The following is a 14,637-nucleotide window of genomic DNA, read 5'->3' on the forward strand; positions in this document are numbered from 1 at the left end:
TCAAGCCAGATCTCTCTGAAGCCCTGGCAATAGCCGGGGTTTTTTGTTTCTGCTTCCCGGTTTTCTGAAAGGCAAATGAATATATACGTGGAGAAATCCAGGGACGAGTTATGCCTGTAAAAATGGTACTCAATAGCAATGCGCCTGCCGGTACCGTGCCGGTAAAAATTTACACGAACGACGTGGAAAACGCGGCATTGCAACAACTTAAAAATATTGCCCAGCTGCCCATCATCCACTCCCATGTGGCGGCGATGCCGGATGTGCATATGGGAATCGGGGCGACGGTCGGGTCGGTTATCCCCACGGTCGGCGCCATTATTCCGGCGGCGGTGGGTGTGGATATCGGTTGCGGGATGAACGCGGTGCGCACCTCCCTGCATGCCAATCAGCTGCCGGATAATCTGAAGGCGCTGCGGGAGGCGATCGAGCGGCGTGTGCCGGTAGGATTCGCCAGCCACAAGCGGATCAGTGCCCGCGAGGCGGCCGCACAGAGGCTGGCTGCTGGTGCGGATCTGTTGTTTGCGAAGCATCCGCAATTGCTGAAAAGGCTGCGCAATCCTCACGAAACCTGGGTAACCCAGCTGGGTACCCTGGGGGGCGGCAATCACTTTATCGAGATCTGTCTCGATGAAAACAACCGCGTGTGGATCATGCTGCACTCCGGCAGCCGGGGTATCGGCAATGCCATCGGTCAGTACTTTATCCAGTTGGCCAAGCGCGATATGGAAGGGCACATGCACAACCTTCCGGATCGCGACCTGGCGTATTTCAGCGAGGGCAATACCCACTTCGACGACTACATCGAAGCGGTGCACTGGGCCCAGGAATACGCGCGGGTGAACCGGCAGGAGATGATGAAGCTGGTGGTGAATGTGTTGCAGCAGCACCTGCCGCCGTTTACGCTGGAATCCGAGGCGATCAACTGCCACCACAATTATGTGGTGCGGGAGCAGCACTTCGGGCGCGATGTATTTGTCACCCGCAAGGGCGCGATCAGCGCGCAGAAAGATCAGCTGGGTATTATTCCCGGCTCCATGGGGGCGCGCTCGTACATCGTTCGCGGCTTGGGCAATGCGGAATCCTTCTGCTCCTGTGCACACGGCGCAGGGCGACGCATGAGCCGCACGGCGGCGCGCAAGCGTTTTACCCGCGAGGATCTCGAGGCCCAGACCCGCGGTGTGCAGTGCCGCAAGGACAAGGGTGTGATCGATGAGATTCCCGCGGCCTACAAAGACATTGATCAGGTCATGGAAAACCAGCGCGACCTGGTGGATGTAGTGCATACCCTGAAGCAGGTGATCTGTATCAAGGGGTGAGCAATTTTATAAGGAGACGTTAGTGAAGAAAAAAGCAGCGCGGAAAATTTCCATTACTATTTCCGCAAAAGAAGTGCGCGCGCCGGGTAATCCGGTTGCGCAGAATCCTCTGTTGCGCAAAGGCGGCGCCCACGTCCGGGCAAAATCCGCCGAGCGCTTTAACAGCAAACAACAAACCAGAAAGGCCGCGCGGGAGTGGGAAGGCTCCCGCGGTCGGTTTCAGAGCCTGCCGTTATCTTCCGCCAGTACTACGCGACCGAAGCTGGCATCTTGATCCAGTGGCGTGATCGCCAACAGTCGATCAAGGCGAACCTCCTGCCGGCCTTCGTCGGTTTCCAGAGTAAGAAACTCCTCCTTGCTTGGTGCTGTGCGCGTATCCAGTGCCTTGGCCACAAAGCTTGTCCCGTCCATTAACTCGACCTGCAGGCGGTAGCGGTGCATGCACGCGATCTCCAGGAAGTCGTGCTGATCGCAGTTCAGTGGTTGATATTCGCTCATGATTCGCCTCCTGTTAGCAAGGCTGATTATAGGCACCCTATTTGGTCCGGTTGCAGACTCAGATCCCGACAATTCGCGCCTGCAAGTTTTTCCATCTTCCCGCCGTTCTATCTTATAGAGGCCCTTTTGCTGCCGAGGGCGCGACCGCGCTTCTTCTGTTCCATATTGCCGTGGAGCACGAGGGCAACGAAACCGACGCTTAATTTTCTATGCAGGTGAACGATGAAAGCCCACTGGGAACATTTCAGCCATGCGGCGGACATGGGGCTGCGGGGCTATGGTGATAGCAAGGCACAGGCGTTCGAGCAGATGGCGCTGGCGTTGACGGCAACGGTTACCGAGCCCGAAAGGGTGGCGCCGCTGCAGTCCGTAGACATTGTGTGTCAGTACGTAGTGTCGCCGAGGAGGCGCCCGGTGCCTACAAGGATGTGCGCGCCGTGGTGGACGCCGCGCAAAACGCCGGCCTGGCGCACAAGGTGGCGCGGATGGAGCCGCGTATTTGTATCAAAGGCTGAGATATTATGTCTGTACGCAAGCCGCCCTGTGTTCGCTTGATACTCGCGGGCGACGTTATGACCGGCCGCGGTATTGACCAGATATTGCCGTGCGCCGGCGACCCGCAAATCTACGAATCCTACCTGCGCTCGGCGGAGGGCTATGTGGCATTGGCCGAGGGGCTTAATGGCCGCATTCCGGCTCCGGTACCTTTTGCCTATGTTTGGGGTGGCGCGCTGTCGGCCATGGCGGCGCGGCAGCCGGATTGCCGGCTCGTTAACCTGGAAACTGCGGTTACCCGCTGCGATGACGCCTGGCCGGGGAAGGGGATCAACTACCGTATGCACCCTGGCAATATTCCGGTTCTCACCTCCGCCGGAATCGATATCTGCAGCCTTGCCAACAACCATGTGCTGGATTGGGGCTACGACGGACTTGCGGAAACCCTGCATAGCCTGCAGCGCGCTGGCCTGAAAACGGTCGGAGCCGGTCGCGACAGAGATGCGGCCGCGTCACCGGTCATCATGCACATCGGGAACAACCGACTGCTGGTATTCGCGGTCGGCCACTACAGCAGCGGAATTCCGACGGAATGGGCCGCGACCACCGGCAAAGCCGGAGTGAATTTTATTGACGATCTGTCTGCGGAAACGGCACAGGCGCTTTCACGGCAGTGGGAGTGCTACCGCCAGCCGGGAGACCTGGTGATTGTTTCCATTCATTGGGGTGGAAACTGGGGCTATGCTATTGAGCGCAGTAAAAGGGAATTCGCCCATCACTTGATCGATGGCGGCGCGGACCTGATATTCGGTCACTCGTCCCACCACCCTATGGGTAGTGAAGTGTATCGTGAGCGCGCCATCTTTTACGGCTGTGGTGATCTAATCAACGACTATGAAGGTATCGGCGGCCACGAGATTTATCGTTCACACTTGCGGCTGCTGTATTGCGTGGATCTCAAGCGCGAGAGTGGTGCACTGAGTGGGCTGGAATTGATCCCGTGGGAAATGTGTCGATTTCGCCTGCGTGCGCCCGCCGCTGCCGACCGCGACTGGCTGCTGGGAACCCTGGGTCGCGAATGTCATCTGCTAGGGGCGACGCTGACATTATCCGAAGACGCAGAGTCCTTTTTCTTGCGCTGGTAGGCGATTTATTTGCCCATATTTCAGGTTGATCTTTCAACAATAAATCACACACCAACAATCCGCGCGCGGAAATTTCGGCCCTTGATTTTTCCACGGCCAAGCTTGTTCAGTGCAACCTTAGCTACAGGTCTCTCCACCGCAACAAACGTAGAAAAGTCGAAAATCTGAATCTTGCCGATCTGGTTGCCGTTGATCCCGCCTTCGCCAGTCAGGGCGTCGATTGTTCTAAATATGTGTCTCAGTAGCGATTGATGACTTGAATATCGCCATCCTTTGCCTCTACCACGAACAGTTCGAACCCGCTCCCAAATGCAGAAGTTACTCTCCAGTCCATGCGCAGTAGCATGTCTTCTATTCCGTTGTGATTAAAGTCCCCCTTCGCTAATACCACATAGTTGATGTTCAAGTCGTTGAATTGAACTTCAATACTGTTCGCTGTTGCAGAGATCTCAGTCAGTTCCGGTTGAGACTCGCCTAGAGGAACATCTAGATTTTTGGAATTGCCACCTTGGTCTGGAATGGCATTTGCCGGGAGTGTGCGGATAAATTCAAGGGATGGGGATGCCGGCAGGTAAGATTTAGCCGAATTGGTTGCCTCAAAATACAATTTCAATGCAAGGCAATTGCGCTTCAACATACTAAATAGTTGGTACTGATCTTCCTTTATGTCCTTTTCGGGAGTCTTATCAATATCGGTACAACTTGAGAAGTGGATTAGCTTACCGTCCTTGCTGTCTAAATCGTAATTTAAACTGACTTCCTTGAATGTGTCGCCAATTGATGTTACGCCCGAAAATTCTTTCCGGTTGATTGTCTTCGGGATTCCGTTTTGGTTCGGAGAACACGCGGATAGAGCAAGAATTACTGCAAAAAATAGAAGCGGTTTCATTCTTTTTTTCTCGAGCTATGGAATGGCTTTCAGCGAGTTATTGTGGGCGCTCAGGAATAACTGTTTGACGTAATTGTTTCGACTGGGGCTTACATCTGGGCGGTGACATTCCCTGCTCGCCATACTCCAATCACTCTTTTTAATGGCGTTGTTGAAGTTCAAAAATAGGTTTCTCAAGCGAGTGGCGCCGAGGTTGAAAATCATATCGAAGAGGGCCATCTGAACCTCGGGAGGCATTTGATCGAACGCGCTGTAACCGTTGCTGCTGCTATAAATGGCGGTCAGTTCTTTATAGAAAGAGCTAATGTGATGGTTTCCCTGGAGGTCGATATCACCCTCTCTCATTGTGAGGGTGCAGAACTGTTTGTACCAAGCTGCGCGGTAATTTCTGGGCTGCTTGGCAATGCGGTCATACTCAGCCTGCTTCTCGGCCAGAGTTGCCGGTGTTGAAGGGGCGAGCTGTCTGCTCAAACCCCAACAATCCGCGCCCGAAAATTCTTCCCTTTGATCTTTCCTTTACCGAGTTTTCCCAATGCCTTTTTGGCGGCACTTCTCTCCACCGCAACAAACGTAGAAAAGTCGAAAATCTGAATCTTGCCGATCTGGTTGCCGTCGATCCCGCCTTCGCCGGTCAGAGCGCCAACCACGTCGCCCGCGCGCACCTTCTGTTTTTTTCCGCCGTCGATCTGCAGGGTGGACATTAATGGCCGGGGTGGGGCGAAGCCTTTAGGTAGGGTTGGTATTTCGAGCAGCGTGATGGGTTGCTGTTGCAATTCCTCCAGCCGCTCTACTTTATAGATTTCCTTTTTGCTCACGAGGGTAAGGGCGATGCCTTTCTGGCCGGCGCGACCGGTGCGGCCGATACGGTGCACGTGCACTTCCGGGTCGCGGGAGAGGTGGTAGTTCACCACCATGGGCAATTCTTCAATATCCAGCCCGCGCGCGGCTACGTCGGTAGCAACAAGGATCATGGCACTGCCGTTCGCGAACAGGGCAAGGGTGCGGTCGCGGTCTTTCTGTTCCATGTCGCCGTGCAGCGCGAGGGCGGCGAAGCCGGCGCTTTTCAGGGACTGGGCGGCCTCGTCGGTTTCCTTCTTGGTGTTGCAAAACACCACCGCGGAAGACGGTGAATGGCTGGCCAGCAGCTGGTACAGCGCGGTGGACCGCTGCTCTTCGTTTTCCACCCGGTAGTATTTTTGCTCAATCGTGCTTTGGGTGTGGGCGGTGGTCACTTCCACTTTCACCGGGTCGCGCAGCACCCGTGTGGCCAGGGCGTTGATGGTTTTCGGGTAGGTGGCGGAGAACAGCAGGGTCTGCCGCTGCTTTGGCAACTCGGCGAGGATCTGATCCAGCACCGCCTGGAAACCCATATCCAGCATGCGGTCCGCTTCGTCCAATACCAGAGTGTGTACATCACCGAGGTTGAGGTTGCCTTTGCGCAGATGGTCTTCAATACGGCCAGGTGTGCCGACCACGATATGGGCGCCGTGTTTCAACGAGCCAATCTGAGGCCCGAACGGCATGCCGCCGCACAGGGTGAGGATCTTGATGTTGTGAATGGCGCGCGCCAGCTTGCGCAGTTCCCGCGCCACCTGGTCGGCCAGCTCGCGGGTAGGGCACAGCACCAGTGCCTGCACGCGGAAACGCTCGGGCTGGAGTTTGTGCAGTACACCGAGGCCGAAGGCGACGGTTTTGCCCGAGCCGGTTTTGGCCTGGCCGATAACGTCCCGTCCTTCCACGATGGCGGGCAGGGCCGCGGCCTGGATTTCGGTGAGCTGCTTGAAGCCGAGGTCCTGCAGGTTCTGCAGGAGTGAGGGCTGCAACGGCAGCGACTGGAAATCGCGCGGGGTGGAGGTATTCGGGGCGCGGGTATTGTTATCGTCGAACATGGCGTAAGGGGCTTGTTTGGAGGGAAAGCGGGGCATTGTAGGTAAGTGGCAGGTGATTTCCCACTTCTGACTGCTTGACTGATCCATAACCCAATGGTTATGCTTTGTCTCATAACCAGCTAGTTATGAGTTTGAGATGACCGATCCGCGTGATGCACTGTTCAAGTCGCTTTCCGACCCGACCCGACGGGCCCTGTTTGAGCAGTTGTGCCGCGGCGGTGAACAGACGGTAGGAGAGCTGACCGCGCATGCCAAAGTCTCTCAACCGGCGGTCTCCAAACATCTCGGAGTGCTCAAGCAGGCGGGGCTGGTGCGCGATCGCCGAGAAGGGCGCGAAACGCACTATCGACCCCAGCCCGATGCTCTCTCGCCACTGCTCGACTGGACCAGTGAAATGGCAGCCTTCTGGGAGCGGCGCTTTGATGATCTGGAAGATCTTCTGAAACGAATGGACCAGTAACGGAAATAAGGCGGAACAATGAGTGAAGCGCAGAGCAGAACAAGCAATATTATGACGGGCGACGAGCGCACTGTTGTGGTCGAGCGGGAGTTTTCGCATCCACCCGAAAAGCTCTGGCGCGCGCTGACGTTGCCGCATCTGCTTGAAGAGTGGCTGATGAAAAATAATTTCAGGCCGGTGCAGGGGCATCACTTCAATCTTCAGGGTGAGTGGGGCGGAGTGCTGGACTGCGAGGTGCTGATCGTCGAGCAGAACAAGCGGCTGTCCTATACCTGGAATTTTCCGCACGAGAATCAGGAATTCAATCTGGAAAGCGTGGTGACATTCACGTTGACGCCCACGGATACGGGTACACGACTACGCATGGAGCAGCGGGGTTTCAGGCCGCATCAGAAGCAGGCTTATCAGGGTGCCAAGTTTGGATGGAGGAACTTTTTCTCAGCGCTGGAGGGCGTTTTGGAGCAAGCGTGACAGGGCAATAAATCGATTTTAGGCGCCTACCGGGTGTTGTCATTGGAAGTTTGAATAATTAATTGGAGGCAATGTGAATATTTTTTTGTGGGTTCTTCAGGTGCTCCTCGCCCTGCACACGGCAACAGGTGCGGTGTGGAAGTTTTCCAATACGGCACAGAGCGTGCCTTCCCTCGGTGCGATTCCTCACGGGGCCTGGTTGGCGCTTGGGGTTGTGGAACTGATACTGAGTTTGTGTCTGGTGCTTCCGGCCTTCTATAAGCCGTTGGCCGTCCTTGTGCCAATTGCCGCGGTCTTGATTGCGATGGAGATGTTGCTTTTCTGCGCGCTGCACTTTGCTTCGGGCGAGGCGGGTTACAGCTCGGTGGTTTACTGGCTGGTTGTTGCCGCGATAGCTGGGGTTATCGCTTATGGAAGGTTTGTACTCAAGCCGCATTGAGTGGTGGGTGAGACTGGAGGAGACGTTGGGGGCGAGCGCTCCCTCGGGCCATCTAGCATCACGCCTTGGTCTGCAAAAATACGTCCCGCCATCTTGCCAAAGTACTCTCTGATTATTTATAAAACCTCAATCAACATTGAGGTTTTATAGTTATGGCGGTAATGAAATCAAAGGCGAAATCCGGGGCCAAAGCAAAAGCGGTCAATGCTGAGGCGCGTGAGTTGAGTGTGGGAGAGGTTGCACGCCGTGCGGGTGTTGCTGTTTCCGCCATTCATTTCTATGAGTCCAAGGGGCTGATCAACAGTTGTCGCAATGCGGGCAACCAGCGCCGGTATTCCCCCGGTGTGTTGCGATACCTTGCCATTGTCAAGGTTGCGCAGCGGGTGGGTATCTCGCTCGAGGAGATCAGGGAGGTACTGGGGACTTATGACTATGGTCGCAAGATGTGCGCGACTCAGTGGAAGGCGAGCGCTTCCAAATGGAGGGATAGCCTCGACCAGCGCATCGAAACCCTGCTGCGGCTCCGCAACGAGATCGACGGCTGTATCGGCTGCGGTTGCCTGTCGCTGAAATGCTGCCCCCTGAGAAATCCCGACGACGTGCTCGGCAAGGAGGGCCCGGGAGCCAGAATTCTGGAAAGACCGTCAAAAACTTGATATTGACCCTTTACCTTAACTTAGGTTGATGTTTTATAAAGCGCCCCTAGACGCGGTATCGCGACTTTTAACCGGAGTTTTCCAGGGGTGATGAATGAGTGACCAACTGACAAGAGCTGTATCTTCCAGCGGTGGCAATCGATGGATTTCAATTGCCGCGGTATTGCTGATGTGTAGTTTGATCGCCTTCGCGATGTGGGCGTGGCGGGTGAGTAAATCTTCCAATGCGGCTTGGAGCCGCGGGCCGGTCCACGTGATTGCGGAAACGGTCCAGCCCGAGGAAGTGCAGGTGAGCCTCCAGGCGTTGGGCGAATTGCGCGCGGTGCGGCAGGTGGACCTGGCTTCTGAGGTGTCTGGCCGGGTCGCTTCCATTCACTTTATTGCGGGCCAGCAGGTCGTCGCCGGTGATCTGCTGGTACAGCTCGATGATTCTATCGAACAGGCGGATCTCTCTGCCGCCAAAGCCAGCGAGGCGTTTGCCTTGCAGCAACTCACCCGGGCAAAAGAGCTTGCCCCTAGCGGCGCCATCACCAAGGAAACGCTACAACAGCGCCAGGCCGAATTCGATCAAAGCACGGCCAGGGTAAAGCAGTTGGAGGCGCGCATCCTGCAAAAGCGCATAGTGGCCCCCTTCGCTGGCGAAGTGGGGCTTCGCCGCGTGGATCTTGGGCAGTATCTTAATGCCGGCGACGAGGTGGCTTCGTTGACGGATGCCGGTCAACTGTTCGTAAACTTTGATATTCCGCAGCAGGTCGTTAACCGTGTGAAGGTGGGGCAGTCTCTGGCAGTGAGTGTCGGTACTCCCGGGATAGACACGGTGCCGGCGACGATCAGTGCTATCGAACCGCAAGTGGGGCGCGATACACGCAACGCGACGGTGCAGGGTATCGTAGATAACAGGCAGCACAATCTGCAGCCGGGCATGTACGCCACCGTGCATGTTGCCATGCCGCCTGAATCCAACGCACTGATGCTGCCGGCATCCGCGGTGTTGGCATCACCTTCCGGCGATACGGTGCTCGTGGTGCGGGATCTCACCGCAGACAAAATTGGAACGGCAGACTTTGTACCGGTCTCCATTGGTCGGAGAATCGGAGACCGTGTCATGGTAAACCGGGGGCTGGCTGAAGGTGACGTGATTGTTACCGAAGGGCAGCTGCGTGTGCAGAAAGGTAGTGCGCTGAAGATCGTCAATGGCGATGCCGAGGCGGTTGCCCAACAAGGAAACGCGCCATGAAGTTTACCGACCTGTTTATCCAGCGCCCGATTCTGTCGATCACCGTCAGTATCATGATTTTATTAACCGGGTTTGCTGCGCTTTTCTCGCTGCCGGTCCGGCAGTATCCGCAAATGGAAAGTGCCACTATCGCGATCTCTACACAGTACCCGGGCGCCTCCCAGGAGGTCATTCAGGGCTTTGTTACCACGCCCATTTCCCAGGCAGTGGCGACCGCGAGTGGGATTGAATATCTCACCTCCACGTCCACCATGGGCTCCAGTGAGATCAAGGCGAAGCTGGTATTGAACGCGGATGCCGACCGGGCGATGACGGAAATTCTGGCAAAACTGCAGGAGGTGAAGTTCCGGCTACCTGAAGGCGCATCGGATCCCCGTGTGCAGAAAATGACGGACGGGGTCTCGGCGGTACAGTATTTGACGTTTACCAGTGATCAACTGAGTGTTCCGGAAATTACCGACTATGTTTCCCGGGTAGTGCAACCGCTGATCACTTCCATTTCCGGGGTGTCTTCGGCAGATGTTTCCGGTGGCCAGACTTTTGCCATGCGCCTGTGGGTGGATCCCATTAAACTGGCCGCCCACGAAATGACCGCGGGAGATCTGACCAACGCACTGCGGGCCAACAACGTACAGGCGGCACCAGGGGCATTGCGCGGCAGGGATACGCTGATTCCCATCACCGCGGCCACGGACCTGCGCAGCATCGAGGATTTTCGCAACATGGTGGTGAAGCGCGCGGACAACAGTATCGTGCGCTTGAGCGATGTGGCGACCGTCGAGCTGGGCGGACACAACTACGACTCCAGTTTTTACGGCAGTGGCTCGACCGCTGTCTCCCTGGGCATTACCCCGACGCCCGATGGCAACCCACTCAATATCGTGGCGGACGTAGAAGATCTGCTACCGGACCTGCGGGCATCCGCACCGCCCGGTGTGCAAATCGCCAATGTGTTCGATACGGCGCGCTTTGTGAATGCTTCTATCGATGAAGTAATCAAGACGCTGCTCGAAGCGGTGATTATCGTTATTGCCGTGATCTACCTCTTTCTGGGGTCGCTGCGCGCGGTCATCATTCCCATCGTTACGATTCCGTTGTCTCTGGTCGGTACCGCGGTATTGATGATGATGTTCGGGTTTTCCCTGAACCTGCTGACATTGCTGGCGATGGTTTTGGCTATTGGCCTGGTGGTCGATGATGCCATTGTCGTGGTGGAGAATATTCACCGGCATATCGAGGAGGGGTTGTCACCGGTCAGGGCAGCGTTGATCGGTGCGCGGGAAATTGTCTGGCCCGTGATTGGGATGACTATCACTCTGGCCGCCGTGTACGCACCCATTGGCTTGATGGGTGGATTGACCGGGGCGCTGTTCAAGGAGTTTGCGTTTACCCTGGCGTGTTCGGTGATCGTGTCGGGCATTGTCGCGCTGACCTTGTCGCCGATGATGAGTAGTTACCTGCTCGACAGCAAACTGTCCGAAGGGCGTTTTGCGCAAAGCGTGGAGAAAACCATGCACCGCCTGTCGACCCGTTACGAGAGTATGCTGGGGCATGCCCTGAACGCGCGCGCTGCGGTGCTGGTGTTGTGTGTTGTGATCATGGGCGCGATTGTGGTGCTGTTTCTCGGTACCAAACGTGAGTTGGCGCCCGGTGAGGACCAGGGTTATGTGTTTGCCTCGGTGAAGGCGCCGCAATACGCGAACCTCAATTACACCGAGCGATCCGTCGATCAGGTCGAAAGTATCTTCCGCACCATGCCGGATTATCAGGCCAGCTTCTTTGTCAACGGTATGGGCGGACAGAACAATGCCTTTGGTGGCATTGTGCTGACGCCATGGAAAGACCGAAAAATGTCGGCCTCTGAGGTGGAGGGGGCGATCAATGGTCAGAGTGCGGGTGTTACCGGTGCCGCAGTGACCGCGTTCCAACCGGCACCGCTACCTGCGGGTAGTGGTGGATTGCCTGTCCAGATGGTGTTGCGTGCGCCCATTGCATTTTCCGAACTGTACAGCAGCCTGGAAGCGATCAAGGGAGCTGCCTGGGGCAGCGGGCTGTTTGCCTATGTAGACAGTGATCTGGCCTTCGACAGCCCCCAGGCCAGGCTGAAGATCAATACCGCCAAGGCTGGGGAAATGGGGGTGACCATGAATGAGATTGCCGAGACCCTCGCCACTCTGGTTGGCGAGAACTATATCAACCGGTTCAACTGGTTCGACCGTTCCTACGATGTGATTGCGCAGGTGCTGCAGGAAAACCGGCGTACCCCGGATGACCTCACCGGCTACTATGTGCGCGCGCAGTCCGGCAAGCTGGTACCGCTGTCTACAGTGGTGGATGTACACGTGGAATCGCAGGCAAACCGATTGCCGCAGTTCAACCAGATGAACTCGATAACCCTGTCCGCGGTGTTGATGCCCGGCGTCACTATGGGGCAGGCGGTGGACTTTCTTAAAAGTCAGCCGCTGCCTGCTGGTGCCTCCATTGATTGGCTTTCCGATAGCCGCCAGTTTGTGAAGGAGGGCAATCAACTGGTGTTTTCCTTCGGATTTGCGCTGGTGGTGATTTTCCTGGTTCTGGCTGCACAGTACGAGAGTTTCCGGGATCCACTGGTGATTCTTGTCACGGTACCACTGGCGATTTGTGGTGCACTACTGCCGCTCTGGCTGGGTTATGCCACCATGAATATCTATACGCAGATCGGCTTGGTGACATTGATCGGTTTGATTTCCAAACATGGGATCCTGATGGTTTCTTTTGCCAACGATATACAAAAGCGTGAAGGAAAAGCGCCGGTGGATGCCATCCGCAAAGCTGCCGTCATTCGTATGCGTCCAATCCTGATGACCACTGCGGCGATGGTAGCGGGGCTGATTCCTCTGTTGTTCTCGGATGGTGCCGGTGCAGCGAGCCGCTTCTCTATCGGCGTAGTGGTTGTGGCGGGAATGCTAATCGGAACCTTGTTCACATTGTTTGTACTGCCGACCCTGTACAGCGTGCTGGCAAGGGATCACCGGCTGGCAAGTACATCGGAACGCGCAGCTCACAGCGATGGCTTCGGGGGGGAGAGTGGACTTACAAAACACTCTGGTGTTTTGTGACCCTTCGGGCTTACTTGCACTCGGGATCAACTCGCTTTGCGAGTTGATCGAACCGGGAGGTTTGTCCCCCGGCCGGGTGAAGCCCTATTTATATAGCGAAGAAACAAAAAAGCCCGATCCTTGCGGATCGGGCTTTTTATATATGGCGCACTCGGGAGGATTCGAACCTCCGACCGCTCGGTTCGTAGCCGAGTACTCTATCCAGCTGAGCTACGAGTGCGTTGGGGTGCGAACAATATGGATTGCGCCTGGGTGAGTCAAGTGTTTTTTGAAAATTTCCTGGAATCCACTCGTTACCATTTTTTCCGTACCACTGATGGGGTTTGTTCTTTTCTCGTAGGTCATGACCTTGTAGGGCTTGCTGCCTTAACGTTGAGGTCCGGTGTTTCACTGGCGCGCCAGGCATGCACTTGGATCTGTGGGCGGCGAGTCCAGAGGCCGTCGTGGTAGCTGAGATCAGCGTGCCGAGTAGGGCGGTAATAAAAGCTGCAGAGGTCTGGTTTCTAATCATTGTTTTGCAATTCCTGCGTCTGCTTGAGAATATCGGGCACCGCGCTGCTCTCGACGCCGAGGACATCGATAATCGCGACAAACAGGTCGGCAGAAAACATGCATTTGCTGACTTTGCTGCGCAGGTTTTCCGGGGTGACGGTGATCCCCCGCTGAGCCAGGGCATCGGCGAGGTCGTTGTAGCGTACATTTTTCAGTGCCATCGAGGCGCGCACATAGCGGGCGATGGCCTGCTTGTAGGGGGTCAGGGCGCGGTGGTTCTCCAGGCTTTGCTTGTGATCCATTGTTTGTAATCCAACTGTCCGCTCATATTTGTTGCTCATGATAACCTTACGTGTCTTATTTGCAACAAAAGTGCCGTATAGGTGTTGACCGCTCAATTTTTACTGTTATATTTGTGACTCATATTCCACATCAACAAGGGAGTTGAAATGACCTGGAACAACGAAAACCTGCGCCAGCTGGCCGAGCAGCACCCGGACTGGGTGGTCGAGGCGGAGGGCGATTGCCTGAGCGTTTCTAATGACGAGGGCGTCGACGCCTTTGTTTATGTGGGCGAGCGGCAGATCGTAGTAGAGAGCATCCTGTTTCCTGTCAGCCAGGTAGAAGACGCGGCGGCACTGAACAAGCTGATCCTGCAAACGCACCAGCTGGTGCCGTTGACCACTGTCGCCATCAAGCATATCGGCGGTGAAGATTACTACGTGGCTTTCGGGGCGCTGTCTGTGTCCAGTAAGGATGAAGTGGTGATTGAAGAAATTGAAACCCTGTTTGGTAACGTGGGTGACTTCCTGGATTTGTACTCAGCACATTTTGAACTGGAGGGTGTAGCATGAGCCTGAAAAAACTTTGGACCGCACTGCGCGGCGCGGTCAATGAAGGTGCTGAAGCTGTTGCTGACAGCCAGTCTTTGCGTATTCTGGACCAGGAGCTGCGCGATGCTAAAACCGAGCTGAAAGCCTGCGACGAAAATCTGACCAAGATCATGGCCAAGCGCAAGCTGGCCGAGAACAAGGCCAATGCCCTGCAGGCGGATATCGACAATTACACCAACCACGCCATCGCGGCCAGCGAGAAGGGCGACGATGCCCTGGCCATTGAGTGTGCCGAGCGGGTTGCGGATCTGGAGTCCCAGCTGGAAATGGAGCAGAGCATTCTGCAGGGCTTCAAATCTTCCGAGGTCACCCTGAAGAGCAACATCTCCAAGGCAAAGGCCAATGTGCGTCGCATGGAACAGCAGATCGACCAGATCAAGGCGACTGAGTCTGTGCAGAAAGCCCAGGTAGCGGTCTCCTCCCGCCATATGGGTGCCAACAGCAAGGTAAAGACCGCGCTGGATAGCATGGAGCGTATCAAGGCGAAGCAGCAGCAGCGTGCGGCGGAGCTGGAAGCGGCGGAAGAGCTGGCCACTGAAGAAAGTGGTTCCAGTCTGGATGCCAAATTGAAGCAGGCTGGTATTACCCCGGGCGGCCAGGTGAGCGGTAGCGATAAGCTGGCTCAACTGCTGGCCAAGCGCACCCAGGCTTAAAAC

Annotated in this window: 16 protein-coding genes, 1 tRNA gene and 2 pseudogenes; 12 read left to right on the forward strand and 7 right to left on the reverse strand. The window is 56.0% G+C overall.

The annotated features are described in order from the left end of the window. Positions 1-110: 110 nt before the first annotated feature. Complete coding sequence (locus tag GNX18_RS03680; RefSeq protein WP_166215474.1) at positions 111-1,319, forward strand: RtcB family protein; 1,209 nt, start codon at positions 111-113, stop codon at positions 1,317-1,319. Positions 1,320-1,538: 219 nt separating this feature from the next. On the opposite strand, the gene GNX18_RS03685 is transcribed toward GNX18_RS03680, so the two are convergent. Further along, entirely contained in the window at positions 1,539-1,817 is a 279-nt protein-coding gene (locus GNX18_RS03685) for a Rho-binding antiterminator (protein ID WP_166215476.1), read from the reverse strand. Between the two features lie 261 nt (positions 1,818-2,078). Here GNX18_RS03685 and GNX18_RS19805 point away from each other — a divergent pair. The 3 genes and pseudogenes from GNX18_RS19805 to GNX18_RS03700 all read left to right on the forward strand — a co-directional run. Beyond that, positions 2,079-2,141 (forward strand): annotated as a pseudogene (locus GNX18_RS19805) (hypothetical protein); the annotation flags it as partial. 47 nt (positions 2,142-2,188) lie between these two features. After that, positions 2,189-2,332: pseudogene (locus GNX18_RS19555) on the forward strand (RtcB family protein); the annotation flags it as partial. A gap of 6 nt (positions 2,333-2,338) precedes the next feature. Next, positions 2,339-3,457, forward strand: coding sequence for a CapA family protein (locus tag GNX18_RS03700; protein ID WP_166215479.1), 1,119 nt, complete (start codon positions 2,339-2,341; stop codon positions 3,455-3,457). 44 nt (positions 3,458-3,501) lie between these two features. Here GNX18_RS03700 and GNX18_RS19810 read toward each other — a convergent pair whose 3' ends face one another. From GNX18_RS19810 to dbpA, 4 genes are read right to left on the reverse strand one after another with little or no spacing between them, the layout of a single operon-like run. Next, positions 3,502-3,786 (reverse strand): DbpA RNA binding domain-containing protein, encoded by a 285-nt coding sequence (locus tag GNX18_RS19810; RefSeq protein WP_371808097.1) that lies wholly within the window; start codon positions 3,784-3,786, stop codon positions 3,502-3,504. Then, the gene (locus tag GNX18_RS03710) at positions 3,696-4,346 is read right to left on the reverse strand and encodes a hypothetical protein (RefSeq protein WP_166215481.1); all 651 of its coding nucleotides are present in this window, start codon (positions 4,344-4,346) and stop codon (positions 3,696-3,698) included. The genes GNX18_RS19810 and GNX18_RS03710 overlap by 91 nt, the downstream gene beginning before the upstream one ends. Positions 4,347-4,361: 15 nt before the next feature. Next, positions 4,362-4,817, reverse strand: coding sequence for a hypothetical protein (locus GNX18_RS03715; RefSeq protein ID WP_166215483.1), 456 nt, complete (start codon positions 4,815-4,817; stop codon positions 4,362-4,364). Next, a complete protein-coding gene (dbpA, locus tag GNX18_RS03720; RefSeq protein ID WP_166215485.1) occupies positions 4,814-6,235 on the reverse strand; it encodes an ATP-dependent RNA helicase DbpA in 1,422 nt (473 codons plus the stop codon). Before dbpA ends, GNX18_RS03715 begins: the two co-directional genes overlap by 4 nt. Positions 6,236-6,371: 136 nt before the next feature. Here dbpA and GNX18_RS03725 point away from each other — a divergent pair, with 136 nt between their 5' ends. The 6 genes from GNX18_RS03725 (at position 6,372) to GNX18_RS03750 (ending at position 12,596) form a co-directional block, all read left to right on the forward strand. Then, on the forward strand, positions 6,372-6,695 hold the full coding sequence (locus GNX18_RS03725; RefSeq protein WP_138235380.1) for a helix-turn-helix transcriptional regulator: 324 nt from the start codon (positions 6,372-6,374) through the stop codon (positions 6,693-6,695). Positions 6,696-6,713: 18 nt separating this feature from the next. Then, positions 6,714-7,166 carry an SRPBCC domain-containing protein gene (locus GNX18_RS03730; protein ID WP_205828048.1) on the forward strand — a complete coding sequence of 151 codons (453 nt, stop codon included), beginning with the start codon at positions 6,714-6,716 and terminating at the stop codon, positions 7,164-7,166. Positions 7,167-7,239: 73 nt separating this feature from the next. Continuing rightward, positions 7,240-7,605, forward strand: coding sequence for a DoxX family protein (locus GNX18_RS03735; protein WP_138235381.1), 366 nt, complete (start codon positions 7,240-7,242; stop codon positions 7,603-7,605). A gap of 152 nt (positions 7,606-7,757) precedes the next feature. Next, positions 7,758-8,261, forward strand: a complete 504-nt coding sequence (gene soxR, locus GNX18_RS03740; protein ID WP_281282509.1) for a redox-sensitive transcriptional activator SoxR — start codon at positions 7,758-7,760, stop codon at positions 8,259-8,261. A 208-nt stretch (positions 8,262-8,469) separates the two neighbouring features. Then, positions 8,470-9,498 carry an efflux RND transporter periplasmic adaptor subunit gene (locus GNX18_RS03745; RefSeq protein WP_205828049.1) on the forward strand — a complete coding sequence of 343 codons (1,029 nt, stop codon included), beginning with the start codon at positions 8,470-8,472 and terminating at the stop codon, positions 9,496-9,498. Continuing rightward, complete coding sequence (locus GNX18_RS03750) at positions 9,495-12,596, forward strand: efflux RND transporter permease subunit (protein ID WP_166215489.1); 3,102 nt, start codon at positions 9,495-9,497, stop codon at positions 12,594-12,596. Before GNX18_RS03745 ends, GNX18_RS03750 begins: the two co-directional genes overlap by 4 nt. A gap of 143 nt (positions 12,597-12,739) precedes the next feature. On the opposite strand, the gene GNX18_RS03755 is transcribed toward GNX18_RS03750, so the two are convergent. Then, positions 12,740-12,816, reverse strand: a tRNA-Arg gene (locus GNX18_RS03755). A 283-nt stretch (positions 12,817-13,099) separates the two neighbouring features. After that, the gene (locus tag GNX18_RS03760; RefSeq protein ID WP_166215491.1) at positions 13,100-13,390 is read right to left on the reverse strand and encodes a DUF6471 domain-containing protein; all 291 of its coding nucleotides are present in this window, start codon (positions 13,388-13,390) and stop codon (positions 13,100-13,102) included. Positions 13,391-13,537: 147 nt separating this feature from the next. Here GNX18_RS03760 and GNX18_RS03765 point away from each other — a divergent pair, with 147 nt between their 5' ends. Then, positions 13,538-13,942 carry a DUF2170 family protein gene (locus GNX18_RS03765; protein ID WP_138235385.1) on the forward strand — a complete coding sequence of 135 codons (405 nt, stop codon included), beginning with the start codon at positions 13,538-13,540 and terminating at the stop codon, positions 13,940-13,942. Then, positions 13,939-14,634: a PspA/IM30 family protein gene (locus GNX18_RS03770; RefSeq protein WP_166215493.1), complete on the forward strand. Its 696-nt coding sequence runs from the start codon at positions 13,939-13,941 to the stop codon at positions 14,632-14,634. The genes GNX18_RS03765 and GNX18_RS03770 overlap by 4 nt, the downstream gene beginning before the upstream one ends. Positions 14,635-14,637: the final 3 nt, after the last annotated feature.

Origin of the sequence: Microbulbifer sp. SH-1 (assembly GCF_011326135.1) — a bacterium.
Classification (GTDB): domain Bacteria; phylum Pseudomonadota; class Gammaproteobacteria; order Pseudomonadales; family Cellvibrionaceae; genus Microbulbifer; species Microbulbifer harenosus.